The sequence below is a fragment of the Bacteroidota bacterium genome (genome assembly GCA_037133915.1).
Lineage (GTDB): Bacteria > Bacteroidota > Bacteroidia > Bacteroidales > CAIWKO01 > JBAXND01.
The window spans coordinates 13,625-38,160 of the sequence record JBAXND010000019.1; the positions used below are offsets into that span (position 1 = coordinate 13,625).

Annotated in this window: 22 protein-coding genes; 11 read left to right on the forward strand and 11 right to left on the reverse strand. The window is 42.3% G+C overall.

Annotated elements, in window-relative coordinates:
- The 3 genes from WCM76_08280 to WCM76_08290 all read right to left on the reverse strand — a co-directional run bounded on the left by WCM76_08280 (nucleotide 1) and on the right by WCM76_08290 (nucleotide 3,153).
- Nucleotides 1-192 (reverse strand): hypothetical protein, encoded by a 192-nt coding sequence (locus WCM76_08280; protein ID MEI6765624.1) that lies wholly within the window; start codon nucleotides 190-192, stop codon nucleotides 1-3.
- A gap of 292 nt (nucleotides 193-484) precedes the next feature.
- A complete protein-coding gene (locus WCM76_08285) occupies nucleotides 485-2,827 on the reverse strand; it encodes a BT4734/BF3469 family protein (GenBank protein ID MEI6765625.1) in 2,343 nt (780 codons plus the stop codon).
- A 5-nt stretch (nucleotides 2,828-2,832) separates the two neighbouring features.
- Nucleotides 2,833-3,153, reverse strand: a complete 321-nt coding sequence (locus WCM76_08290) for a hypothetical protein (protein MEI6765626.1) — start codon at nucleotides 3,151-3,153, stop codon at nucleotides 2,833-2,835.
- 113 nt (nucleotides 3,154-3,266) lie between these two features.
- Here WCM76_08290 and WCM76_08295 point away from each other — a divergent pair, with 113 nt between their 5' ends.
- Nucleotides 3,267-3,824, forward strand: a complete 558-nt coding sequence (locus WCM76_08295) for a helix-turn-helix transcriptional regulator (protein MEI6765627.1) — start codon at nucleotides 3,267-3,269, stop codon at nucleotides 3,822-3,824.
- 168 nt (nucleotides 3,825-3,992) lie between these two features.
- Here the strand turns inward: WCM76_08295 and WCM76_08300 are convergent, their stop codons facing one another.
- Together WCM76_08300 and recR are read right to left on the reverse strand one after the other, a co-directional pair.
- A complete protein-coding gene (locus tag WCM76_08300; protein MEI6765628.1) occupies nucleotides 3,993-4,241 on the reverse strand; it encodes a hypothetical protein in 249 nt (82 codons plus the stop codon).
- A gap of 215 nt (nucleotides 4,242-4,456) precedes the next feature.
- Nucleotides 4,457-5,086, reverse strand: a complete 630-nt coding sequence (gene recR / locus WCM76_08305) for a recombination mediator RecR (protein ID MEI6765629.1) — start codon at nucleotides 5,084-5,086, stop codon at nucleotides 4,457-4,459.
- A gap of 133 nt (nucleotides 5,087-5,219) precedes the next feature.
- On the opposite strand from recR, the gene WCM76_08310 reads away from it, so the two are divergent.
- Genes WCM76_08310 through WCM76_08320 form a run of 3 tightly spaced genes read left to right on the forward strand, consistent with a single transcriptional unit; the run spans nucleotide 5,220 to nucleotide 8,423 of the window.
- Entirely contained in the window at nucleotides 5,220-6,686 is a 1,467-nt protein-coding gene (locus tag WCM76_08310) for a sodium:solute symporter (GenBank protein ID MEI6765630.1), read from the forward strand.
- A 40-nt stretch (nucleotides 6,687-6,726) separates the two neighbouring features.
- On the forward strand, nucleotides 6,727-7,365 hold the full coding sequence (locus tag WCM76_08315) for an ATP-binding protein (protein MEI6765631.1): 639 nt from the start codon (nucleotides 6,727-6,729) through the stop codon (nucleotides 7,363-7,365).
- Between the two features lie 29 nt (nucleotides 7,366-7,394).
- Entirely contained in the window at nucleotides 7,395-8,423 is a 1,029-nt protein-coding gene (locus tag WCM76_08320; protein ID MEI6765632.1) for a DUF255 domain-containing protein, read from the forward strand.
- A 14-nt stretch (nucleotides 8,424-8,437) separates the two neighbouring features.
- Here WCM76_08320 and WCM76_08325 read toward each other — a convergent pair whose 3' ends face one another.
- Together WCM76_08325 and WCM76_08330 are read right to left on the reverse strand one after the other, a co-directional pair.
- Entirely contained in the window at nucleotides 8,438-9,796 is a 1,359-nt protein-coding gene (locus WCM76_08325; protein ID MEI6765633.1) for a deoxyribodipyrimidine photo-lyase, read from the reverse strand.
- A 2-nt stretch (nucleotides 9,797-9,798) separates the two neighbouring features.
- On the reverse strand, nucleotides 9,799-10,812 hold the full coding sequence (locus WCM76_08330) for a hypothetical protein (protein ID MEI6765634.1): 1,014 nt from the start codon (nucleotides 10,810-10,812) through the stop codon (nucleotides 9,799-9,801).
- Between the two features lie 333 nt (nucleotides 10,813-11,145).
- Here WCM76_08330 and WCM76_08335 point away from each other — a divergent pair, with 333 nt between their 5' ends.
- From WCM76_08335 to WCM76_08350, 4 genes are all read left to right on the forward strand, one after another.
- Complete coding sequence (locus WCM76_08335; GenBank protein MEI6765635.1) at nucleotides 11,146-11,949, forward strand: YIP1 family protein; 804 nt, start codon at nucleotides 11,146-11,148, stop codon at nucleotides 11,947-11,949.
- Nucleotides 11,950-12,070: 121 nt separating this feature from the next.
- A complete protein-coding gene (locus tag WCM76_08340) occupies nucleotides 12,071-12,460 on the forward strand; it encodes a hypothetical protein (GenBank protein MEI6765636.1) in 390 nt (129 codons plus the stop codon).
- A 6-nt stretch (nucleotides 12,461-12,466) separates the two neighbouring features.
- Entirely contained in the window at nucleotides 12,467-13,444 is a 978-nt protein-coding gene (locus WCM76_08345; GenBank protein ID MEI6765637.1) for a zinc-ribbon domain-containing protein, read from the forward strand.
- A gap of 18 nt (nucleotides 13,445-13,462) precedes the next feature.
- On the forward strand, nucleotides 13,463-14,461 hold the full coding sequence (locus WCM76_08350) for an ornithine carbamoyltransferase (protein MEI6765638.1): 999 nt from the start codon (nucleotides 13,463-13,465) through the stop codon (nucleotides 14,459-14,461).
- An 81-nt stretch (nucleotides 14,462-14,542) separates the two neighbouring features.
- On the opposite strand, the gene WCM76_08355 is transcribed toward WCM76_08350, so the two are convergent.
- From WCM76_08355 to WCM76_08370, 4 genes are all read right to left on the reverse strand, one after another.
- Nucleotides 14,543-15,238: a hypothetical protein gene (locus WCM76_08355; GenBank protein MEI6765639.1), complete on the reverse strand. Its 696-nt coding sequence runs from the start codon at nucleotides 15,236-15,238 to the stop codon at nucleotides 14,543-14,545.
- A 20-nt stretch (nucleotides 15,239-15,258) separates the two neighbouring features.
- The gene (locus tag WCM76_08360) at nucleotides 15,259-15,732 is read right to left on the reverse strand and encodes a DUF3795 domain-containing protein (GenBank protein MEI6765640.1); all 474 of its coding nucleotides are present in this window, start codon (nucleotides 15,730-15,732) and stop codon (nucleotides 15,259-15,261) included.
- A 270-nt stretch (nucleotides 15,733-16,002) separates the two neighbouring features.
- Nucleotides 16,003-17,874, reverse strand: a complete 1,872-nt coding sequence (locus WCM76_08365) for a tetratricopeptide repeat protein (GenBank protein ID MEI6765641.1) — start codon at nucleotides 17,872-17,874, stop codon at nucleotides 16,003-16,005.
- Between the two features lie 32 nt (nucleotides 17,875-17,906).
- Nucleotides 17,907-19,682 (reverse strand): tetratricopeptide repeat protein, encoded by a 1,776-nt coding sequence (locus WCM76_08370; protein ID MEI6765642.1) that lies wholly within the window; start codon nucleotides 19,680-19,682, stop codon nucleotides 17,907-17,909.
- A gap of 171 nt (nucleotides 19,683-19,853) precedes the next feature.
- Between WCM76_08370 and WCM76_08375 the strand changes: the two genes are divergently transcribed.
- From WCM76_08375 to WCM76_08385, 3 genes are all read left to right on the forward strand, one after another.
- Nucleotides 19,854-21,260, forward strand: coding sequence for a radical SAM protein (locus WCM76_08375; GenBank protein MEI6765643.1), 1,407 nt, complete (start codon nucleotides 19,854-19,856; stop codon nucleotides 21,258-21,260).
- A 157-nt stretch (nucleotides 21,261-21,417) separates the two neighbouring features.
- A complete protein-coding gene (locus WCM76_08380) occupies nucleotides 21,418-22,965 on the forward strand; it encodes a PKD domain-containing protein (protein ID MEI6765644.1) in 1,548 nt (515 codons plus the stop codon).
- A gap of 76 nt (nucleotides 22,966-23,041) precedes the next feature.
- Nucleotides 23,042-24,523: a glycine-rich protein gene (locus WCM76_08385; GenBank protein ID MEI6765645.1), complete on the forward strand. Its 1,482-nt coding sequence runs from the start codon at nucleotides 23,042-23,044 to the stop codon at nucleotides 24,521-24,523.
- Nucleotides 24,524-24,536: the final 13 nt, after the last annotated feature.

The window sequence follows — 24,536 nt, forward strand, 5'->3', positions numbered from 1 at the left end:
TTACTCATCATCGGATACTGCAAGCTCTTCAAGCTCTTCTATGGCACCACGGTCATTTTTGTTGTAATGCACATCAATCAGAAGCTCGCCTTCTATCGTTGCTCCGGTGATTTCATTTTCCAAATCGTGAGCATTCAGTATCTCTGCAAACTCAACGATGTTGTCCGTATGGACTGTAAATTCAATTTTCATATTTTTAAAATTATAAGGTTATATATTCGAATTATTTCCGGGAAACTGCATTGTTTGCTGGTGGCGATTTGTTGGATATGGAATAATTGAAGTTTTTCATAATGGGGATTTTAAGCTGAATTTTTATGTGTGCTGCTTTTTTTAAAATTTCTGCGTCCTTACGTCCAGTTTTAAGGGTTTAGGTTGGACTCAGAAATGGATGTTTTAAGTTTTGTATAAATCGCTGATTATCTTCTTTTAATATTTTTTTGGATTTAGTGGACGTAGAAAAATAAAAAAATATGATACACTCTCAGGGTGGTGGAAAAGTAATATACCGTACATTACCGCTTTTCCTTTCATTCGCATCGGGATCCACAGCAGAGAAATGCCCGGAGTACTTGGCATAAGTTCTTAGGCACTCGGTAAATCGTCGCTGTTTGAAACTCTTGATATCGGCAAATTCAGGGGATTCCAACAGAAAACGGTCAAATAGTCCTTTTTTGTCATACTCGATTCCGGGCTTGATTTCGCCCTCTTTCACTTGACTGTCCATGAATTCAACAAACTCCTGGTTTGTGTTTTCAAGAAGTTTCCGCCGGTTCAGATTTACCGGAGCGGCCACAACGATTCCAGTTTTTAAGTATGAACTAATGCAAAAAAGACAGAAGTTGAAAAATTTCATCCATTCCGTTTCGTCCCAGTCGCGAAAAAACCAATGGTGAAATTCATCTTCCGGACTAAATTTTTCATTGTAATAGTCTGCAAATTCAAACTCAATAGCTCTGTCACGGGCGCTGGCTCCTTCAATGCGGATGGTCTTGTTTGTGGAGATGATCATTTTTGCTTTGACCTTAAAAGGCTTGATATTCTTTTTATCGACAACAATGCCTTCGGTAATATCATTAAACAGACTTTCAAAGTCAAAGCTCTTTTTAACATCGTTCAGGTGGACGATCTGCGTATCAAGATCTAATTCCTGATACTTGTGTTTATTGGCAGAATCAAAGTCTTTCCCGTTAAGCTCAGTGTATTTTTTGGCATATCCCAGCCCCTGCCCAAGTAGGGTCTTTCCCGTTCTTCCGCTGGGCACGTCCGAAATCTTACTGTCGGTTAGGACCACTGCTTTGAGCTTGCCAGAAAAATGGCTATGAAGCAAATAGCCGATGATTGAAGTTAATGATTCGTAGCGTTCAGGGTTTTTGCCGCATAGGTTGAAAGTAAAAAATGAAAACTCGCCCTTTTCTTGTGGCGACGACGACATAAAATCCAAAAAGGTAAAACCCCGGTCAACTATCTGATTTTTCCATATCAAACCGGCTAGCTGTTCATATGGTAATAATTGGTACCCGTCACGTGTGCAGCGGACAAAACCATTTTTAAAGTAGATAAAGCATGTGTCTTTTGTATCCTCTGTAAATTGAAATTGCTCCTTTGGCCGTAGAAGATTCAATCTATTCTCGCAGAAATAGTGGGATGGATTACGATAGATTTTGCCAATCAGAAATTCCCTCGAGACACCGCCCGGCAGATTTTCAGGTAGGCTCTCAAGGAAGTGTATGAACGCATCCTGAATATGCGTCACGCTAACTTCTTCAATGATCTGATCAACCACCCTTACAAATACGAAGTTTTTACCTATATCAAACCTGCGAAATCCAAGTCCGTACAATACTTCAATCCACTTCGTATAATCAATTTTTAGGTCTTTAAGGTTCCCGTCCTTGTCGTAGGATGGAGTATAGAATATTATGTCTTCAAGTGGCTTTATTCCTCGTGTTACATCAGGAATTTTTGATTCTTGCTTGCCGAGTTTACCCGTAACAAAAGAGATCAGGCTTTTTATTGATATATTTCTACTCCCGGATTTCATGCACTCGTGATACTGTTTTGAGCAATCTTTCTGGTTGTAGCCGGGATAAAATTTGCTGATTCGGTGAAAGTATTGTTCACCGGCGGCACCGAAAGCGTCGGTAAGTGCAAATGCCAGCATGATCCAATCATTGTAGTTTGTGGTAACATCAATGCTTGCAGCTTCTAATTTTGAAATGAGGTGCTCTATATCTGGCGTAAGCTTTTTTGGACTGTCATCTGGCTTATTAACCACAGCGACAAATTCGATGGCGTTATCATTTATGAAGATATCTGGATCATAGGAGTAAAAGCACAAGCGGCTTTCGTCCTTAACCTGTTTATCTACCTCAATAGCATATTGCTCCTTAAAATAACTGCAAATGGATTCAAATAAGTGATTAGGAGGGGAGCTGCCAATTTTCAAGATACACTTCAACCCATTACCGCTTGGGCTGACGAACATTATTTTAATAAATGGATCATCCTTTAACTGTTCCTTCTTCTTGTCGACATCTTCTAGCTTATCAATATCAATTTGAATAAGTCCAGTTGTGCTTATGATATTAGCTTTTTTGTGCCCCCCTGAACATTCAGCGGAAAGCGTTACCGCAGGAAGAGTCCGTTTGAGTTTAGATCTTTCGTTGCTATCTGCTGCGCTTCGGATATGCTCAATGGTTTTTTTTATTGAGCGACCATGGATTTTCCCAGATTTGATGGATCTAACAAAATCATCAATACTAATAGAGGACGGATGCTTATCCGCGATGCTTTCAAAATGTGATATTTTTTCAAATTCTTCCATAGGGCCTATTTAATTAATCCCAGCTCTGAGGCCAGATCTTGGGTGTGCATTTTTGAAACGTCTCTAATTCCTCTTGTTTTTGGCGGGTAGTTGTACATTTCTTCCATCAAACAATTGAAGAAATTTGCCAAGACTGCAAGATGACCGGCCGGCATTTCGTAGTGCTCAGTAGCCTTGGTATAGATGTATTTTTCAAAGGTCCGTGGGTTTATGCCAAGTAGTTTTGGCAGAATCCTTTTCGCCAGTACGTATTCGCCATGAGGGAAAAAATCAATTTTTTCTTTGATTTTGTACTTTAGTACACTTTTATTACGTATCTTTGTCATGTTTTACGAATGTAATTTCCAAATAATGTAAAATATATTCGTTACAAATGTAAAGTATTATCTGTATATGGCAAGATTTAATTTGCTTTTTTATTAACAATAAATCATAAAATATGAATATTGGATTAAAAATCAAGGAAGTAGCAGATAAAAAAAATATCTCCGCAAAAGATCTTGCTGATCGCATTGGAAGGACCCGTCAAGCGGTTTATGATATATACAGTGGTAAAGTATCTATAAATGTTACATTACTTGAAAGTATTTGTAATGCTTTGGGAATCGAAGTATATAGCCTCTTTACAACAGAAAATACGCTACCGAAATCAAAAGAGGAATTAAAGGAGTTAATTGGTACAGTATTGGGAGAAGTCATTAAGAAGAACTATGTTGATCTGACTACTGTGAAAAGTCTAGTCATGCGATTATTATATAAGGCTCATGGAGGTGACGGAATAGTAAGTCTTGGTTTGGCGAAAGACAAGGAAACTGGCATGTACGTATTTTCGGAAGAGTATCGTCCTTTGAAAAGCAAACTTAGCGATAAGGAATTGGCTGAGTTCGGAAAGCAATACTTTGGCAATTTTTTCGGTGGAATTAAAGAGCAATTAGATTATTCCGAATATAGTAAAATCATTTCCGGCTATATTGATCGAAAATTCGGTAGCAATTAACTTTGGCTATGGCCGTACCTTCAAGGTGCTGATATTCAATACTGCGTCAGTTGCGTCAGTGCAAGATTATTTCGAGTCCTATTAATGACCTGTAAAACAACAATATAACAATTACTAAATCAATGAAACTTATAGACCCGTCTTCCACCCTTAAATAGAAAAAGCGCCTCAAGGCGCTTTTGTCGTTTTTAACCATTCGTCAACGTCTTTATCGGCCTGCTCTCCGGTAATAATTTGCCCATTTCGATATTGGACTTGCGATTCGGCAATCGCATTTTTTTGTTCGTCGGATAAGGGGAAACTAGTATTGTCGGTCTCCTCATTTTCAAGGAGTCGGTATACCTCTTCAAGTATCCTGTTGTTTTTTGTATGATTAATCTTTTGGATTAAACGCTGTTTTAATTCAAATACTGTCATGGCAGTTTTTTTTAGCAAATATACAAAAATGCAGAAAAAGCTCAAAACAATCCTCAAATTGTTTTCCGGTATGTGGCTTAATCAATATTACCTGAATCTGAGTTACGGTGCCTCAGCCTGTTTCCGCCACTGGAAAGTTATCATCTATTATTGAGACAATACTTTCATAAATTTTGAAAATTACTTCTGTTATACCAATCAGCAATTAATGGAAACTATTTATTCGCCATCGCGTTCTGATAGGGAATGCGGTTCAGTATGGAGCGTCCAAGGGTAACTTCATCGGCAAACTCAAGTTCATCGCCAAACGAAACACCGCGCGCAATACTGGTTACCATGATATCGTAGTCGCGTATCTTTTTATATAGGTAGAAATTTGTTGTGTCGCCTTCTATGGTAGCAGGAAGCGCCAGTATCATCTCTGCATATTTTCCTGATGCAGCCTTTTCAATGAGTGTATCGATATTCAGTTCCGAAGGACCTATGCCGTCCATGGGTGAAATAATTCCGCCCAAAATATGGTACATACCATTGTACTGGCTCGTATTCTCAATAGCCATCACATCGCGGATGTCTTCAACAACGCAGATTACCTCATGATTACGGTTCTTTCCCGAACATATTTCACAGGTTTCTGTTTCGGAAATGTTGTTGCATGAAGTGCAGTACTTTATTTCATTTCTGAGCCGAACAATGGTGTTCCCGAAGTTTTCGACAATGGCAGCGTTTTCTTTCAAAAGGTGCAATACCAGACGTATGGCCGTTTTGCGACCGATTCCCGGTAAACGGGAAAACTCATTGACGGCCTGTTCAAATAATTTGGAAGGGTAAGTGTTCACGAACATATTATTTAGTGTACAAAAATACGCAATCACCCGGTGTTTTACCAATGATATTTTGCACTTTATTAATAATACAGTGTTAATAATAAAATATTGTATCGGACTACGGCAGTATGCAGTTGTCTATTTTTGTTTCATGACACCCACACTCATTCTTATCTGTTTTCTCCTTTATACCGCCATGCTGTTCGTGGTTACGTGGTTTACGTCGCGCAAAGCCAACAGCGAAGGCTTTTACCGCGGCAATAAACGTTCACCCTGGTTTGTGATAGCTTATGGAATGATTGGCGCTTCGCTTTCGGGTGTTACGTTTATGTCTGTTCCCGGCTATGTGGGCGGCACACAGTTCAGCTATCTCATGGTTGTGTTCGGCTACCTTTTCGGATATTTCATAATCGCCAATGTATTGCTGCCGCTGTATTACAGGCTCAATCTCACTTCCATTTATTCCTATCTTGAACAGCGTTTCGGCTTTTTTACTTATAAAACAGGTGCTTTCTTTTTTCTGTTATCACGAACAATAGGCGCTTCCTTGCGCATGTTTCTGGTAGTATTCGTACTGCAGCGCTTTGTGTTCGATGCGCTGGGCGTTCCGTTTTGGGCTACGGTCGTTATTTTCATCACTTTAATAATACTTTATACGCTCAAAGGCGGTATCAAGACCATCATCTGGACCGATATGCTGCAAACCACGTTTATGCTGCTGGCCGTGGGGCTTTCGATTATTCTTATCACCAGACGCATGGACATGAGTTTTGCAAGCCTTGCGGGAAATATCTTTCACAGCGATTATTCAAAAGTAATTGTTACCGACTGGGCATCGCGCAGCAACTGGCTGAAACAGTTTTTCAGCGGCATGTTCATTACCATTGTAATGACCGGCCTTGATCAGGAAATGATGCAAAAGAACCTCAGCTGTCGGAATCTGAAAGACGCTAAAAAGAATATGATTTCATTCAGCTTTGTTCTGGTATTCGTGAATTTCATGTTTCTGTTTCTGGGTGCCGCGCTGTTTATGTATGCCCAGAATTCAGGAATTGCACTGCCCGCTCAGAGCGATGAACTGTTTCCTATGATTGCCATTCAGTATCTCGGACCTATTGCCGGACTTGTTTTCGTGATTGGGCTGATTTCGGCTGCCTATCCCAGTGCCGACGGCGCATTGACGGCACTTACCACATCGTTTTGCATTGATTTTCTGAGTTTACCGAAAAACGAGAAACTCAGCGAAAAGCAGAAAACAAATATCAGATACGTCGTACACTTGTCTTTCGCCCTGTTGCTGCTGCTATGCATTATTCTGTTCAGCTTTATTTATGACCGTGCACTCATCGATAAATTATTCACCATAGCAGGCTATACCTACGGTCCGCTGCTTGGCCTGTATTCGTTCGGTTTGTTTACAAAATACAATGTCCGCGATAAATGGGTTCCTTTGGTAGCAGTGCTTTCGCCTGTTATCTGCTATATTGTAAGTATGAACTCCGAGCGTTGGCTGGGCGGTTATAAGTTCGGTTTTGAGTTGCTGATACTGAATGGTATGCTTACCTTTGCAGGATTATTGATTTTGAAAAAGAAGCGGATTGTACCTGCCGGAGTCTGATAAATAATGATTCTATAATTAGATTTAAAATTAGGCTGATATGTTCAAACAGCGGTCATACTTACAGAAACTCGTTGACCGGGGCGAAGACCAGCAACTTGATTTTAAATTCGAAGTTTCAGATTCGAAAAAGATTGCCAAGACCATGTCGGCTTTTGCAAATACCGACGGCGGAACATTACTGATAGGCGTGAAAGACAACGGCACCATAGCCGGCGTACGTACAGACGAGGAACTTTACATGGTAGAAGCGGCAGCCAATATGTACTGCAAACCCGAAATTCCTTTTACCACCCGGGCATGGGTGGAGGCAGGGAAAACGGTTCTTGAGGTAATTATTCCGAAAAACAATGAGGAAATAGTTACAGCGCTTGACAGCAGCGGAAAATGGATAGCTTATCTGCGCGTTAAAGACAATAATTTCATGGCCAACACCGTCATATTACAGGTTTGGAAACGCAGGCGCAGCGGACTCGGCACCTTGTTACGCTATACTGATAAAGAAAAAATATTGCTCGATTACCTGAATGAATTTGAATCGGTTACCATTTCAAAATTTGGACGCATTGCCCTGATAACACGAGAAATTGCAGAACATGTGCTGGTGAATCTGATTATGCTCAATATTATTGAAATCGTATTCGACGATCAATCCATCGTTTACAAACTTAAAAAGTGAAACTTAAAATAACTGACAACTCTATAATCATGACTCATACCCGAAAACTCCTGTTTGCCTTGATATTAATGGCGTTCTGCATCCCGGCAAGGGCACAGAATGAAGAACCCAAAGAGCTAATAAAGTGGCTTACGTTTGATAAAGCACAAGAGCTGAACAAGACACAGCCCCGTCCGTTTTTTATTGATTGTTATACCGACTGGTGCGGCTGGTGTAAATATATGACAAAGACCACTTTTTCAAATCCGGACATTGCCTCTTATATCAATAACTATTATTATCCTGTCCGTTTCAATGCCGAAGGTTTTGATACAATTACTTTTATGGGCGAAAAATACTTCAACAAATCAACGCAGGCTCGGTCAACACACGATCTGGCTCTTAAAATGCTTGAAGGCAAACTTTCATATCCTACCATCGTTTATTACAACAACGATTTCAAATTTAAGCTGCTGGCGCCGGGTTATATGAGCTCGCAGGAGATTGAGCCATTTCTGGTTTACACTGTTGAATACGTTTTCAACAGCCTGGGTGCGCAGGATTTTGCTGTTTGCTACAAACGTGCCTATCATCCTGACTCAACTTTTGCCGATACCGCCACTATGAAGTGGAATTCACTTTCAAAGGCCATGGAATTGAATAAAGTAAAGCCTAAAAAATTACTGATTTTTACGGGTGCCGGATTTTGCAACAGCGGAAAAGTCATGCTGGGCAGCACTTTCAGACAAAAACAAATTGTGAATTACGTGACCAGGAATTTTTATCCTGTATATTTTGACGCGCTTTCTACCGATACGATTCATTTTGCAGGACAAACCTTCACGGGTGCCGGTAATGGCGCCGTTCATCAGTTTGCAAACTATATTTCCGGCGGAAAGCTGTTTTTGCCAACCATTTCTTTTCTGGATTCTGATTATAAACTCATCACCAATGTTCCTCAGTTTATGGTGGCAGAAGCGCTGGAACCTGTGCTGCACTTCATTTTCGACGATTCTTATAAAACCGTGAAATTTGAAGATTATTCAAAGAATTTCAAGAGTGAATTCAGAAAACAATAGAACTTTCGCAGGGCTTAAGTGTTGCTGAGTATGTATTTGTGAATATCGAATTTAGTTTTGCAGCCGTTATAGCTCATATACCTTATTTTGCCGTAAACCGGACGGTTGAACCACGGTCTGTCGTGCAAGCCGCCTATACTCCAGAGAATGCCCGCATAACCATTCGGATCGCGTCCATCGAGTGAGTACTTATCATTAAGGTAAATGGCTGTTGCAATTGCTTCTTCGGGCGATGAAGACCATTCCAGTATTTTTTTTGCCCAGTACATGCGCATGTAGCCATGCATCTTTCCCGTTTTTTCCATCTGTTTCTGAGCAGCATTCCACAGCTCGTCGTGTGTGGCTGCATTTTCAAATTCGATAGCTGTGTAAATATGTTCCCGCTCATCGTTTCTGTGGGCATTCAGGGTTTCTCTTGCCCAGTTGGGAAGACCGTCAAATGAGTCGTAATGCTCATTGTATAAACAGAAATTATCACTCAGCTCGCGTCTGATAATCAGCTCTTCCAGAAATGATTCCTTTGCTGATGCGGGTGCGGCGGCTTTTTTAACTTCAATAGCGATACGTAATGCCGATATTTGCCCGAAGTGCAGATAGGGCGAACATTCACTCAGCACATCGTTGTTCGGGTCATTCCTGGTCTCATAATTCGCCAGTCTTTCAGAGATAAATGAAGATAGTATTTGAAATGCCGCACCGCTGCCGCTTTTAATATGTGTTACAGGACCGGGGCTGCGATTGCATTTAATGTCCGTTACAATGCTTTGCCAGTCAATTTTATTAAAAGGAATTTCTGGCGAATACGGGTGTGCAATGAGTGCGGGCGGCTCATGAAGAAAATCCGCAAGCAGGCGGTTAATCTTTGGTCTGAGCGTATAGGCGCCATATTCCTGTTTTACTGATGCATGGCGGCATGGAACAATATTGTGCGCATCGGCTTCAATAAATGAAACAGAAATATTTTTCGCCACCTTATCTTTCCAGGAACGGTTTATGCGAAGTGGATTAAAGTCGGTGACCAGTAATCCGGCACTTATCATTTTCAGGAACGACGGTATTGTCTGATGTGGTTCGCCCTGCAGAACAACCATAGTGATGTTCAGCTGCGACAGGTCTTGTTCCACTTCTTTCAGGCCTTCTGTCATGAAATGATAATGACGAAAGGGTGCATCGAGGTAGGGTGCATACAGGTTGAATACCACCACAAGCGGTTGTTTTAACAAGAGTGCCTGCTGTTGAGCGAAATACAGCGCGGCATTATCGGCAACGCGCTGGTCGCGGCTCATCCAGTAAACCACCTGACCGGAACGGATTTCCTTGTCGTTCAACTTATACAGAAAGGGCGGCAGCAGTCCGTGGTTTGTAAGTTCCATGGTTAGTTCAAGCGGATTTTAACCTGGTATGATCCCGTATTGTTTGCATTAAAAACGGTTTCGTAAATGCTGAAGTACAGTAAACCTGATGCAGTGGCGGTTCCTTTGTACGCTGCTCCGACTTTGGTCATGCTGCCATTTTCACCGATTTTAAATACTACATTTCCGTAGCTCGGGTAGGTGGTTGCTGCCGATTCATAATCTAATTCGCTGTTATTATAATCGGGGTCGGTGCCGGTTCCGGTGGTATAACTGCCATCCGGATGATATTTATAATTAGACAGGCTTGCCAGAACAATCTCTCCGCTGGCACTGATGCTGAATTTCTGTCCCACTTTTACCATGATATTGGTCTTAAGCCAGCCACCGTTTGTATTTCCAAAAACATGTTTATTTGCCATGAGTGTAAGCGACATATCTGTGGATGAGCCGCTGCTGTAGTAAACATCGGCATTGAGGATTTTTTCCCTGGGAATCTGCAGTGTGCCGTACTCTGTTTTTACCGTGAGATCTTTGAGTGATGATGTGCCGCCTATGCGGTAGCCGTTATCAAGCACGATTATATCTTCACGCTCATAATTATCGGTCAGGCCAAATTTGGATTTAAGGTCGCCTAAAGCGGATTCGGGAGTGAAGTCGGTGCTTGTAGATGGAACATAATCCTGTGATGCCATAAAATCTTCCAAAACAGGAATTGCATTCACAGGCATACCGTATAACTCATTATAAGCGGCTTTGCGATTGTCGGCATTGGCATCATTCATCTGGCTGCACAGCTTCTTTATTTTTTCTTTCAATGAATTGTCGCCTGAAATCCCGATAGAAATGGATGCGATATTTTTGATAGGAATACTCAGTTTACCGTATGGTGTCATCAAATCAAGGCTGTTCACCTGTGTTTCGCCCGTGAACACATTGCCATCGCGCAAATTGAGGTGGAACTCAACCTTATCTTTTTGTGCGTAAATATTCAACACTGAAAACAGCATCGCGGCAATTAAAACAATCTTTCTCATATTGAATTGGTTTTTAGAAGGGTTAAATTTTGCAAATCGGAGGCATACCAAAAACTGTGCTATAGTATTAAAATATATTCAAAAAACAGACGAATGTTACCAAATGTACGTTGTTTAACATCTTCAGCCAAAAAATAAGTATCATGTTTTTTCACATTGCATATGGTTCAAATTGTAGTATATTTGTGACAATAGTTTTCAGAATTAATTGCATAATTGATGGAGATATGCTGCGAATGAGCCATTTATAAGGTGGTTTGGAAGCGCATACCTCATACTTTATTGTAAAGGTTCATTTTAATTAACGGAGTTTATAAATTAAAACATTCCATCATGGTATCATGTCCACAATGCGGGGCTTCGCTTAAAGAAGGAGCCAAATTTTGCCACGTATGCGGCTATCATCTACCCGAAACCGAGCAACAACCGCCAAAGCAGGAAGCGCCTGCACAGGAAACACCTAAACAGGAAGAGTTTGACGTTAAAACCTACACGAATGTAGATGCAAATGAGGTTTTTGACTCTGTAAAAAGTGGTGGATTATTCAAACGCGCCATTAAAATCATGTTCAATCCTAAGCAGGAATGGGAAGTGGTGGCAAAGGAAACACCAAAAGTTCCGATGCTTATTTTTGGTTATGTGCTTATTCTTTCCATTATTCCGCTGGCCTCCATGTTTTTGAATGGCATGCTGAGCGGGCTGATTTGGGGCGGATTTGGGTATTACATGGTCACAGGGATTGTCTGGGGAGTGATATACTTAATAATATGTGTAGCTGCAACGATAATCAGTGCTGTAATTATCAATGCTCTGGCGCCTGCATTCAAATCGGAAAAGAATCTTGGTCGGGCCATGCAGCTGGTAGCGTATTCAATTACACCTATGTTTTTTGGCGGACTGCTGTTCATTTTTCCCTTCATAAGCTTTCTTGGATATCTTGCCGGTTTCTACGGTATTTTTATTATGTGGAACGGTATTACGCCTATTATGAAAACCCCGAAAGAAAGACAGGTTGGTTACTTCTTTACATCGGCCGGAATCGTTTATGGCGTGTTTTGGGCACTCTGGCTCATTTTCTGGCTCATCGCTACACTCATTTTACTGGCAGGTGCCATTGGATACGTTAGACATTTTTAAATAATTTCACAATTAATAATTAACGATTAATAATTGTGAAACTGCTAAGTTTAAGTGGTAAACTTACGCTTTAAGTAAGTTATTATAAGTATTTAATAAATAAAATATTAGAAATTAAATAATGTTCACTTTGTCATCAGTTACGAAGCAGCAGTGGGCGGCAATTGCCTTTTCAGTTCTGGGCATCGTTGCATCCGTAATTCCGTGGGCTGAGATGCCTATTGGTTTGCATTCAACAGCCAGTTGCAGCGGGCTCCATTTTTTTGTCGGATGGATTGCCTTTCTGTGTTACATTGCAATTATTTTCCTGCATTTATTCAGGCGTGCTGCAGCTATTGAAGATGCCACAGCCACAACACTTTCAAAGGTATGTTCTCTTGGAACGGGTTTATTTACCTTGTTATTCATTGTGGTGCACATTGGCGATTCATTTCTTGCCGGACCGTTTATTTCACTGCTGGCGTCAGCGGGAGCAATCACATTTTCACTCGAATTTGTAAAATTAAAATAACAGGGTATGGAAAAAATTCATGATCTCTCTTTTTGCCCTTCATGCGGCTCAAAACTGAATGGCGATGAAACTATCTGTCCCTTTTGTGGTTACCGCCTTCTTGAAGCTGATAAACAATTTGGTATCAAAGAGCCTGAACCGCCCGCGACTACGAACCAGCCGCCACCGAGTGTAGCGGAACCTCCTGCGGCACCGGTGATTGAAGAAAAACCTGAGCCCATTGTGGAACCTCCGGCGCCACCGCTGCCTGTGGCAGAGAAAAAACATGATTTGGCTTTTTGTCCGGAATGCGGTGCAAAGCTTGATGGCAACGAAGTTGTTTGTCCTATTTGCGGATTCAGATTGCTTGAACCTGCCGACAGGCACGACGAAATTCCACAGGAACCGATAGAGGAGAAGGCTGTTGAAGAAATTATCGCACCACCGGTTATTGAACCGGTAATAGAAACAATTCCTGAAATTCCACCAATAGCCCCGATTGCGGAACTTCCCAAAGAAAAAGTTGTAGAAAGACCTCCGGTAATTCCTGCTGTTTCTAAAAAGAAGAAGCACACCGGATTGATTATTTTCCTGATTCTGCTGTTTTTAATTTTGGCGGGAGCGGGCACGACTGCTTTTCTTCAATATACCGGAAAGATAAATGTGCCGCTGCTTTCGTTCATACCTTCAAATAAACCGCTGGCGGTTGTTTCCAATGTGGAAAAGAACTATTATTTTTGCTACGCGCCGAATCACACGATGAAAGATCAGATTATTATCATTTCAAGTGTGTTCATGCAAAGTGAAAATGGTAACTCAAAAGTTACTGCTACCAACGCATTCAAGAAATTAGTAAATATTCAATATCCGAAAGATTGTTTCTATTTCAGCCATGTAATTGCCATGAAGTATAACAATTTTGAAGAAGCGATGAAGGTGAGGGAATCAACAAAACAAGATTATCAGAAAAGGCAATACAAAATCAGATATATAGAAATACATTAAAAACTTAGAGGAGGATTTATGGCTTTTAATCTTAAAAACAGAAGTTTTTTGAAGCTGCTGGATTTTACACCGGCAGAAATCAAATTTTTACTTACCCTTTCAATGGACCTCAAAAAGGCCAAATATGCAGGCACAGAGCAGCAGATGCTGAAGGGAAAGAATATTGTTTTATTGTTCGAAAAAGATTCAACGCGCACCCGCTGCGCTTTTGAGGTGGCAGCTCTTGACCAGGGCGCACACGTTACTTATCTGGGACCTTCAGGCAGCCAGATGGGTAAAAAGGAATCGATGAAAGACACTGCGCGTGTTTTAGGTCGCATGTATGACGGTATTGAGTACCGCGGTTACGGTCAGTATATTGTTGAGGAACTTGCAAAATATTCGGGCGTTCCTGTATGGAACGGACTCACCAATGAGTTTCATCCTACACAGATACTTGCTGATTTTCTCACCATGACCGAACATTGCGACAAGCCTTTGAATCAAATGTCGTTTGCTTTTGTGGGTGATGCACGCAACAACGTCGGGAACTCGCTGATGGTTGGCGCCGCAAAAATGGGCATGGATTTCAGGGCAGGTGCGCCTAAGGAATGCCAGCCGGAAGATGCGCAGGTAGCTCAATGCCGCGAAATAGCCAAAGAAACCGGTGCCAAGATTACCCTTACCGATGATGTAAATGCAGCCGTAAAAGGAGTTGACTTTATTTATACCGATGTGTGGGTTTCAATGGGCGAACCTGAAGCCGTTTGGGAAGAGCGTATCAAGTTACTGAAGCCCTATCAGGTGAATAAAAAACTGATGGAAGCAACCGGAAACCCGAAAGCGAAATTCCTGCACTGCCTCCCGGCCTTCCACAACCGTGAAACCACAGTAGGAGAGCAGATATTCCAGAAATACGGCATGGATGGACTTGAAGTTACCGAAGATGTTTTTGAAGGAAAAAATTCGGTTGTTTTTGATGAGGCAGAGAATCGCCTTCATACCATCAAAGCTGTGATGGTGGCCACCTTGGGTTAATCATTGCGAAACGTATAAAAAAAGAGCCGCACGTTATCAGTTGCGGCTCTTTTGTTTTTATCGCATAAACTGCTATAAAAATTAATTCGGCAGAATTAAAATATCGCTGTAATTGGATTCAACATTATTATAATACACGAATTTAATGCGTGCAAAATAGGTCTCGCCGGGCTTAAGATCGCTGATATAAACGCTGTTGCTGTCGTTGACCTCAACTACCTTCCATTCTCCGTTCTTCTCGCGATATTCAAAAAGAATTTGTTTTGCCACCACATTTGTAAATTCATTGTATTTGAACTTGAAGTTACCGCTGGTTTCATCTATGCGTGAATATTCGAGTTTACAGGGGGCTTCGAGCGATGTTGTAGAATGAAAACACAGCGGACCAATCAGGCTGTTCCGGCAAACCGTATAAATACATACATCGTACGAAACTCCGGGCAGCAGCGAAATCAGGTCGTAAGTAGAGCTGTGTTCGTTGGCCGAAATCTGAAATCCTTTTACGATGGTTGAAGTGTCAACATCTTTATACCAGTTGGCATTATTAGACTGACTGAAATAGGGTTTTGCTTTAATCTGAAAGTAGTGTTCATATTCAGGTACACCTTTAGTGGGCCAGTATTTTTCGTCTATCAAAGGGCGCCAGAACTGAACCCTGAGTGCTGAAGTGGAAAGCACTGTTAAGTCCATTCCTGTAACTGCTCCGCCGCAATCGTTCTGAGCAAAAGTCATTTGCCCGAAAAGTCCAAAAATAATTACAAGTAGAAATTTTCTCATTTTTAATATTTAAAATGAAATTATTGGTTTCGTTCACGGACACAATTAAAAACAGCGGTTCCGCATTTTTTGCAAGTGTCTTCATACCAATGGAAGGGCTCGTTGCATTCGGCGCACTTCCAGCGCTTTTGTTGCTCCTCCGTCCATTTTTTATATCCTGATTTTTTTATTTCTTCAAGGTTATTAATCACGAAACTCCGATGCAGGTATTTGTCGTTTTTAAATTCTACCAGATGATTGCAAGGATAATCAGGGCATTCAAAACAGAACTCCACATTATTTTCCTGAGCGCATGGTTTTATGCGACAGCTTTTAGCGCAGTTGGAATTTACTGACGAACGGCAGCCATTGCAGGTGACGTCGTCCGGTTTGAGGCCGAACTCGTCGGTCAGACGCGTTGCGGTACCGTTACAATTTGCCTGATACACTACACAGGCACCGCAATACAAACCGCAATAGGTATCTAAACGGTTGGGAGTAGTAGTTTTATCCATCAGCATACACCTAATTAGTAGCCCAAAAATACGGCATGCAGTAAGCTATTACAATGATTTATATCAATTTAGTAAAAATTTAACAGCCTTGAAGCTTTATCTAGCTGATAATAGCAAGGGTAAGTATATTTGCGTGTCGTTTGGATGTGGTCAGATTTGTTAATTTGCAAAAATAACCATGGCAACTGCAGTGCAACTGAAGCGGATTTTCAATAAATTACACCAACAATATAGTTGAAAATAGTTATTTACGTGAGGCAGACGAACATTTTATCGGCAGAATCTGTTCAGGAATTCGCCCGATTTAGGATTGCCCATTTTTGATGAAATATGCCAGTCGGCGCAGGCGCCCTGCATATCCTTAAGTTTGTATTTTGCAATACCGCGGTTATGATAGGCATTATTGTAATCGGGGTCGAGGCTGATAGCTTTGTCGAAATCGGCCAATGCCTGCTGAGCCTTGCCAAGATTGGTTTTCAACATTCCGCGCGTGCAATATCCAATGGCAAATTTATCGTATATTTTCAGCGATTCTTCAATGGCTTCAATGGCTCCCGTGGTATCGCCCATTTCGTATTTCACGATTGAAATATTATTGTAAGCCCCGTAATAATCGGGTTTCAGTTTTATAGCTTTTTCATAATCGGCCAGCGACTCTTTGTACTGTCCTTTTTCCATGGAAATAACGCCACGGTTGTAATAAGGCAATTCCCAGTCGGGATTACGCTCAATACCCTTGTTGATGTAGGGCAAGGCTTCATCAGAACGGCCTGCCCAGTACAATGAAAGCCCCATATTAACCAATGCCCGTGGCTTTTCGGGCGATTTTTTCAAAACGTCGGTATAAAGGGTAACTTCATCTTTCCATATTTTATTCCGCTCAACGGTAAGGTATGAGTTAATGATAATGATGAGGAAGAGAACAGCCATTCCGGCTTTCTGATAGGCTTTCGGCAGATAAAAAATAATTGCTGTCAGGAAAATGAAAAAGCCGATGCCCGGTAAATAGGTTCGGTGTTCAAAGATTACATTGGGAATAGGGATGATGCTGGATTCAATTGCAGAAGTAATGAAAAACCAGAAGATACCGAATGAAAGCAGCCGGTATTTGCGGAAAAGGAGGATTCCGGTAACAATGATTGCCAGAAGTATCAGGAAACTGGTTAATGTTTTTACTTCAAAAAAACTCGCGGAAATAGAATAATCATAATCAAGATTTTGTCCCACCGGAACCAACATGAGGCTGATGTATGTGATGAGAACTCGAAACTGGGTAAGCAGGTATGTGAATGCTGTAAGACTATACAGATTGCCCTGCTCTCGGGGAAGATCTTTAAATATCCAGAATCCGAAATTCAGAAAGAACAGTACGGCTGCAACAATGCCCATGCCTGCAACTGCCCACAGCCGCCAGTCTTTAATGTTGATTCTGAATTTTTCCGTTTTGAAAAAAGTGAATTCGTACAACAGTATGATGAAGGGTAGCGTAAACGTGATTTCTTTGGTCATCATGCCGATAATAGCCGACAGTGCCGAGCCGCAGAACATCAGCACCCTGTTTCGTTTTTCCCCGGTGTACAGACGTCCTTTAATATAAAGAAACAGGGAAAGCAGATAATACAGGGTTGCAAGTGATGCCAGTCGTTGAACAATGTAGGTTACCGCCTGTGTAGCCATCGGGTGGGAAACAAAGAGCAGTGCCGCCAGCAGTGCAACATATTTATCCGTGCCGCTTCCGGCTGATTTCTGAAGCACTGGCGTTTTAAATGTAATCATTACAAGCGCAAAGACAAGCAGGGCATTTATGAGATGAATGATAAGATTAACCAGGTGATATCCCCACACATCAAGTCTGTTGAAATAGTAGTTGAGAGCAAAAGTGAGAGTGCCGAGCGGTCGGCTGGGGCTGTAGTTCCACCATGCATGAATATTGCTCAGGTCTTTGATTTCCGTATTATCCCTGATGTTCGCGAAATCGTCAAAATGAAAACTGCAATGGAAGGAGTTTGAATACACTATGATTCCGAGCAGTATGATTATAATTGCCGAAAAAGGCAAAAACGCACGACCGGTTTTTATTCCGGGTGTTGCGGTGTTTTTTCTCGATTTCGGTTTTGGGATATTCTTTTTCGTTTTTTGCATGTACCTTGATTTATTTTGTTTGCCTGTTATAATCACTTTCCGCAGAACTGCTGCAGAAAATCTTTGGCTTCCTGTTTGCCTAGTGAATCGGCCACTTTCATATCGGCACAACCACCATTTTTATCACCTCTGAAATACTTCATTTTCCCGCGGTTGAGCCAGGCGTCGCCAAAGTCTTTGCGTGCCTGTATTGCAGCGTTCAGGTCGTTGTAGGCGCCCAGTGTATCTTTGTTCATGATGCGTATCAACGCACGGTTATTATAAGCTTTGAAGTTGGTGGTATCTGTTTCGATGGCGCGGTTAAAGCACTTCAGTGCCTGAACGTAATCCTGCAATCCTAAATATGAAACGCCCAAATCGTACTGCGGCTCAGCCCAGTCAGGATTATACTTGATGCTTTCGTTATACCACTTTATTGATTCCGGTATATTTCCTTTGTAATAATAACATAATCCAAGGTTATGAAGCGGTCGCGATTTGTGTGGCGATTTCTTTACAACATCCGTCCAAAGCGACATTTCGGTCTTCCACACCTTGTTTCGTTCAAACGTAAGAAAACTGTTGACAACAATAATTATAAGAAGAAAAGCCGTTCCATAGACAATATTTTTTCGGGATAAATAGAAAACAATAACCGGCAAGAATATGAAAAAACCAATGCCAGTAAGGTAGGTGCGGTGTTCGAATATAACATTGGGAATTGGGATAAAACTTGATTCTATGATAGAGGTAATGAAAAACCAGAAAATACCGAATGATAGCAGCCTGAATTTTCGGTACAATAAAATTCCGGCAATTACGATTCCCAAAAGCATCAGAAAACTAAACAGCGTTTTGAGTTCAAAAAAACCGGTTGATATTGCATAGTCATAATCAAGATTCTGGTTCAGCGGCAGCAGCAATAGTCTCAGATACGTGGTAAGAACGCGGAATTGTGTAAGCAAATAGGTATATGCCGTAATGGTGTAGGTGTGGCCTTGCTCGGGCTTAATATCATTAAAAATAGTGAGGTTGAAATTTTTAAGAAATAACAGGATTCCGATGAGTATAATACCTGCAAATGCCCATATTTTCCAGTCGCGGAATGAAATGCTGAACCTGTTGGTTCTGATAAATGTAAATTCATAAAGCAGTATGATAACCGGAAGTGTGAAAGTATTTTCTTTGGTCATCATACCCAATAATGCCGCAAGCGCGGAAAGTACAAAAAAGACAATGCTTTTCTTCCGCGTTTGGCTTTCCCGCCCATTTACATAAAACAAAAGAGACAGAATGTAAAACATGGTTGCCAGCGAAGCCAGACGTTGCACAATGTAGGTTACTGCCTGAGTCTGCAATGGATGCGTGAGAAACAGCAGAGCAGCAAAGAGTGCAATGAGGTTACGGTGTTTGAATACAGGCGTGCTTTTAATGCGTGGTGTATTAATCGTGCTGATTACAAGCAGCAGAATTAAAATCGAGTTTATAAGGTGTATGATAAGATTAACGAAATGATAACCCCAAACATCCAGTTTATTGAAATGGTAATTGAGGGCAAATGTCATGGTGCCTAGCGGACGGCTCGGTACGTAATTCCACCATGCGCTCACATTGCTGAGATTCTTAATTGCAGGATTGTCGCGGATATTCGCATAATCATCGAACTGGAAACCACAATTGAATGAATTGGAATAAATGATGCTGCCAACAATTACAATAGTAACAATGGCAAAGAACAGAAGTGTTTTACCGGTCATAAAAGGGTTTTCCGGCCGTTTCCTGACCTGTGCAGGCGATTTTCGTAGTTTAGAGTGGGCATTATTTTTCATGGCATTCGTTTTTTTATCCTGATATTCATTTCATCAATAAATTATTTTTCACTTCAGGAATTGTAAAGATAAAAAAAATCCGGATTTACAATTTGTTAAGATTGTTTTCAAATAATATCAATACTGTTGACTAACTTTGCCTCTGTTAAGGTTTATATACGGGCAACTTGTATGCAACAGCGAAAAAAAATAGTCCTGTACAATCCGAAAGCGGTTTTTTTCGACATGCCGCTTGCGCTGCTTGCCGTTGGTTCTGCCCTTGATACTTCACGTTATGAGGTCATCATTATTGATGGACGGATTGAATCTCACATTGACGAACTTCTTGCCCTTCATCTTCCTGATGCCCTTTGTTTCGGAATTTCGGTAATAACGGGCGCGCCATTGAATGATGCCCTCAAAACATCCAAGACTGTTAAAAAGCATTTTCCCGGACTGCCTGTAATTTGGGGCGGATGGCATGCGTCATTGTTTCCCGAGCAGGTGCTTGCGGATGAATCTTGTGTGGATATAGTGGTTCGCGGGCAGGGTGAAATTACTTTTACGGAACTGGTCGCAAACCTGAGTAATGGCCTTGATCTTGATTCAGTCAAAGGCATTTGTTATCGTAAGAAGGATGGCACGGTAATGTGCAATCCGCTTCGGACACTTAGTGCGGTAGAAGCGTTCAACAGAATCGATTACAGTTTTATAGATGTGGAAACTTATTTTCATAACAAGGGCAACAGGCAGTTTGATATAATTACTTCAGCAGGCTGTCTTTTTCGCTGCGCCTTTTGTGCAGATCCTTTTGTATATGGAAGAAAGTTCAGTGCGCTTCCGGCAAAACGACTCGCCGATGACATCGAATATTACTACCATAAGTATGCTTTCACCGACCTGAATTTTCAGGATGAATCGTTTTTTACGTATTCACAACGGGTGCACGATTTAACAACGGAGCTTATTCAGCGAAAGATTAAACTCAGCTGGGCGGCCACCATGCGTGCCGATCAGGGAGCAAAGCTCAGCGATGAAACCTGGCGATTGTGTAAAGCCTCAGGATTGAGGCGGCTGCTGATAGGGGTTGAATCGGGTTCGCAGGAGATGCTAGACACGCTTAATAAAGACATTAAACTGGAGCAGGTTTATGCCTGCGCAGAAAAGTGCAGAGAGCTGGGCATAGCCGTTATATTTCCTTTTATAATCGGTTTCCCTGGCGAAAGTGATGAAAGCGCGGAAGCCACTGCACGGGTAATGAAAGAATTGAAATCAATGAGTCCATTGTTTGAAACTCCTGCATTTCATTTCAGACCGTATCCCGGATCAAGGCTTATACATGAGGCGGAGGCGGGTGGGTATCGGCTTCCTGCCACGACTGCAGCCTGGGCAGAGTTTGATTTCGTTGATTCGGTTGGTCCGTGGGTGTCGAAAGAGAAAGCGGCGTATTTTGATGCATTGGGTTTTTATCTCAAACTGGCATACGGACGCAGGCGGTTGCTGCTATTGCCTTTTCGGTTTATTGCCCGATATCGCTGCCGTTATAATTTTTTTCGATTTCCCTTGGCAATGAATATTTTCAAACAATTATCTAATTAATAGGAAATCAAGCAAAGGCGCGAAGAATATTTATATTTTTGTTTTATTTTACTGCCGGGCGGACAGGCATATCAAATTATAAATTCACACACAGGCGCGAAGACGCAAAGAATATTATTAATTATTTTCAAATTGACTTAATTTCAAATTATCAAATATGAACCGTTTCAGCGTAATCTTTTTTTTGTTATTATGCATTTGTTATTCTTCACTGTACACTAATCATTCTTTTGCACAAGGAACTGCTATTAATGCAAGCGGTAATCCGCCTGATCCTTCGGCAGGTCTTGATATTAGCTTTAATAACAAAGGGTTGCTGATACCGCGAATGAGCGATACAGAGCGTAATGCGATAATCAATCCGGCAAACGGGCTAATTATTTTTAATACGACTACCGGGTGCTTGAACTATTATAACACTGGTAACTGGTATCAGTGGTGCGGTACCTGTATACCTCCATCTGCGCCTGCTGTATCCGGTAATTCTCCGATTTGCGCCGGTGATTCTCTTAAACTTTTTGCTGCCACTATTCCTAATGTGACCTACAATTGGACCGGTCCAAACGGTTTTACGTCGTCATTACAAAATCCCATTATTCCTAACGCGGGCACTGCAAATGCCGGCGTCTACAATTGTACTTCGGGCATAAACGGATGTTATAGCAGTGTATCAAGCACTACAGCAGTAATCAATACGATTCCAGTCTCACAATTCACCTGGTCGCCCTTGCCGGCAGTATTCAATTCAGATGTTACATTTTCACCAACTACAACCGGTGCATCATACGCATGGACATTCCAAAATGGCACACCTCTCACAAGCACGGCGCAAAACCCTTTGGTACAATGGGCAAATACCGGCAGCTATAATGTTGTACTCGTTGTTTCAAACAACGGCTGTTCTTCTACAACTACAAATTCAGTAGCAATAACAAGCTGCACGCATGGCACACAGACATTTTCTTACACAGGGAATATGCAATCATTTACAGTTCCCGGCATTTGTGGGACGACTATCGATATTGAGGTTTGGGGTGCGCGGGGTGGTAATGCCTCAAATCAGAATGCTGCTGGTGGTCTTGGTGCAAGAATGAAAGGGACATTTACAGTAACTTCCGGGCAATTGCTTAATATTCTTGTTGGCCAGTCAGGTGCCGATGCAAGTTGCACTGCCGGTGGTGGTGGCGGTACTTTTGTTGTATCAAACAATGTCCTTCTTATTGCAGCAGGCGGTGGTGGTGGCGGAGGAACCTATAATAACACCCCGTCAAGTGTGAAGGATGGCACGGCGAATAATAACGGGAATACGGGGTATAATGGAAATACCTTAACGCAAAATGCGGGGGGCGGTGGAAGCGGAGGCAATGGAGGCGGTTGTGTAACCGGAAGTGGTGGTGGCGGTGCAGGATATTCCGGAAACGGATCAACTTGTAACGCCCAAGGTGGTAACTCCTATATCAATGGTGGGGCAGGCGGCGCGGTTGGTTCCCTTGGTGGTAATACAGCAGGAGCGGGCGGCTATGGTGGTGGTGGTGGTTCAGAGTGCTACTGGGATGGAGCCGGCGGCGGCGGTGGATATTCGGGTGGCGGCGGTGGTTACTATTATGGAGCCGGCGGTGGCGGCGGATCATATAATTCAGGCACTAACCAATCAAATGCTTCCGGTGTCCAAAGCGGCAACGGGCAGGTGACAATAACCTGGTAGTTTTTTTATTGAAATTGCACATGTATTTAAAATCATTGTCAAATTTTCAAATTGTCTCATTTTCAAATTAATTATTATGACTCGCGTAAAACCATTCTTCCTGTTTTTAACATGCATTTGTTATTTTTCATTGTTCAGTTTTCATTCTTTTGCACAAGGAACAGCTATTAATGCAACCGGTAATCCGCCTGATCCTTCGGCAGGTCTTGATATTAGTTTTAATGACAAAGGTGTGCTGATACCGCGAATGAGTGAAATTGATCGCAATGCAATCGTGAATCCTGCGTCGGGACTTATGATATTTAATACGACAACGAATTGTTTCAATTTTTATAAAAATTCCGGGTGGTTCGAATTCTGCGGTAACTGCATTTCGCCGGCTCAGGCAATTTCGGGCAGCAATTCTCCGGTGTGCTCAGGCGATACCTTAAAGCTTACCGCAAGCAGTGTACCGAATGCTTCGTATTTATGGACAGGACCGGGAGGATTCAGTTCCACATTACAAAACCCTAAGATTCCGAATGCTCAACTAACCGGAAGTGGTATCTACAGTGTCGCAACATCTGCTAACGGTTGTTCCGGTATTCCTACCACTACTTACGTGAACGTTATACAATCGCCTCTGGGCTCTTTTACATTTTCACCTGCAAGTCCCGCCATTGTTTCAAATGTAACGTTTACACCTACCGTAAGCGGAACATCTTATGCATGGACGTTTCAAGGTGGAACTCCGGCTACCAGTACTGCCCAGAATCCGGTGGTACAGTGGAGCACAAGCGGCACTTTCAATGTGAGTCTGCAGGTTAGTCAGAACGGCTGCAATTCTACAACAGTAGTGAATACAATTACCGTTACTGCCTGCGTTCATGGAAATATTACGTTTAGTTATACGGGGGCAGTTCAAACCTGGACGGTTCCTGCCAATATTTGCTCACCCGTTACAATCGAATGCTGGGGTGCAGAAGGCGGTGGCGCCGGTTGTCAGTCATGGCCCGTAGCATCCGGTGGACAGGGTGGCTACAGTATTGGTCAGAGGAATGTTGTCACAGGTGAAACGTATAATATCTATGTTGGAGGAGCCGGAAAACACTGTAACAACGGTAGTAATGCCGGTGGGTGGAATGGTGGTGGCCCCGGTTGGACCAATTATGCCGGAAGTGGTGGCGGCGCTTCTGATGTGCGCACTACTGCCGGAACATTATATGACCGTATTATCGTGGCCGGCGGTGGCGGTGGCGCAGGATTCGTAAGCGGTTATGGCTACAATGGCGCTGCAGGCGGTGGTTTGACAGGCGCTGACGGTGGCTCATGTTCATCGGTGAAAGGCGGTGGTGGAACTCAAACGGCTGCCGGTTGTTGCCTTTATGGTACAGCTGCATTTGGCGTTGGGGGCGGTGTGCCCGGTGGCGAAAGCGGTGGTGGCAGCGGATGGTACGGCGGCGGATCCGGAAACGGAACTCCGGGTGGTGGTGGCAGCGGCTATATTGGCGGAGTTATCAACGGCACGACCCAGCAGGGAGGCAGAACAGGCAACGGGCAGGTGACCATAACCTGGTAACTGCTTCCCGTAG

What these genes read in the sequence shown, in the direction of transcription:
- WCM76_08360 (MEI6765640.1), bottom strand. Translation starts at nt 15,732, where the DNA reads ATGGATAAAACTACTACTCCCAACCGTTTAGATACCTATTGCGGTTTG.
- WCM76_08325 (MEI6765633.1), bottom strand. Translation starts at nt 9,796, where the DNA reads ATGGAACTTACAAACCACGGACTGCTGCCGCCCTTTCTGTATAAGTTG.
- WCM76_08335 (MEI6765635.1), top strand. Translation starts at nt 11,146, where the DNA reads ATGGTATCATGTCCACAATGCGGGGCTTCGCTTAAAGAAGGAGCCAAA.
- WCM76_08365 (MEI6765641.1), bottom strand. Translation starts at nt 17,874, where the DNA reads ATGCAAAAAACGAAAAAGAATATCCCAAAACCGAAATCGAGAAAAAAC.
- WCM76_08340 (MEI6765636.1), top strand. Translation starts at nt 12,071, where the DNA reads ATGTTCACTTTGTCATCAGTTACGAAGCAGCAGTGGGCGGCAATTGCC.
- WCM76_08295 (MEI6765627.1), top strand. Translation starts at nt 3,267, where the DNA reads ATGAATATTGGATTAAAAATCAAGGAAGTAGCAGATAAAAAAAATATC.
- WCM76_08355 (MEI6765639.1), bottom strand. Translation starts at nt 15,238, where the DNA reads ATGAGAAAATTTCTACTTGTAATTATTTTTGGACTTTTCGGGCAAATG.
- WCM76_08350 (MEI6765638.1), top strand. Translation starts at nt 13,463, where the DNA reads ATGGCTTTTAATCTTAAAAACAGAAGTTTTTTGAAGCTGCTGGATTTT.
- WCM76_08310 (MEI6765630.1), top strand. Translation starts at nt 5,220, where the DNA reads ATGACACCCACACTCATTCTTATCTGTTTTCTCCTTTATACCGCCATG.
- WCM76_08280 (MEI6765624.1), bottom strand. Translation starts at nt 192, where the DNA reads ATGAAAATTGAATTTACAGTCCATACGGACAACATCGTTGAGTTTGCA.
- WCM76_08320 (MEI6765632.1), top strand. Translation starts at nt 7,395, where the DNA reads ATGACTCATACCCGAAAACTCCTGTTTGCCTTGATATTAATGGCGTTC.
- WCM76_08385 (MEI6765645.1), top strand. Translation starts at nt 23,042, where the DNA reads ATGACTCGCGTAAAACCATTCTTCCTGTTTTTAACATGCATTTGTTAT.
- WCM76_08375 (MEI6765643.1), top strand. Translation starts at nt 19,854, where the DNA reads ATGCAACAGCGAAAAAAAATAGTCCTGTACAATCCGAAAGCGGTTTTT.
- WCM76_08345 (MEI6765637.1), top strand. Translation starts at nt 12,467, where the DNA reads ATGGAAAAAATTCATGATCTCTCTTTTTGCCCTTCATGCGGCTCAAAA.
- WCM76_08380 (MEI6765644.1), top strand. Translation starts at nt 21,418, where the DNA reads ATGAACCGTTTCAGCGTAATCTTTTTTTTGTTATTATGCATTTGTTAT.
- WCM76_08315 (MEI6765631.1), top strand. Translation starts at nt 6,727, where the DNA reads ATGTTCAAACAGCGGTCATACTTACAGAAACTCGTTGACCGGGGCGAA.
- recR (MEI6765629.1), bottom strand. Translation starts at nt 5,086, where the DNA reads ATGTTCGTGAACACTTACCCTTCCAAATTATTTGAACAGGCCGTCAAT.
- WCM76_08285 (MEI6765625.1), bottom strand. Translation starts at nt 2,827, where the DNA reads ATGGAAGAATTTGAAAAAATATCACATTTTGAAAGCATCGCGGATAAG.
- WCM76_08290 (MEI6765626.1), bottom strand. Translation starts at nt 3,153, where the DNA reads ATGACAAAGATACGTAATAAAAGTGTACTAAAGTACAAAATCAAAGAA.
- WCM76_08330 (MEI6765634.1), bottom strand. Translation starts at nt 10,812, where the DNA reads ATGAGAAAGATTGTTTTAATTGCCGCGATGCTGTTTTCAGTGTTGAAT.
- WCM76_08370 (MEI6765642.1), bottom strand. Translation starts at nt 19,682, where the DNA reads ATGAAAAATAATGCCCACTCTAAACTACGAAAATCGCCTGCACAGGTC.
- WCM76_08300 (MEI6765628.1), bottom strand. Translation starts at nt 4,241, where the DNA reads ATGACAGTATTTGAATTAAAACAGCGTTTAATCCAAAAGATTAATCAT.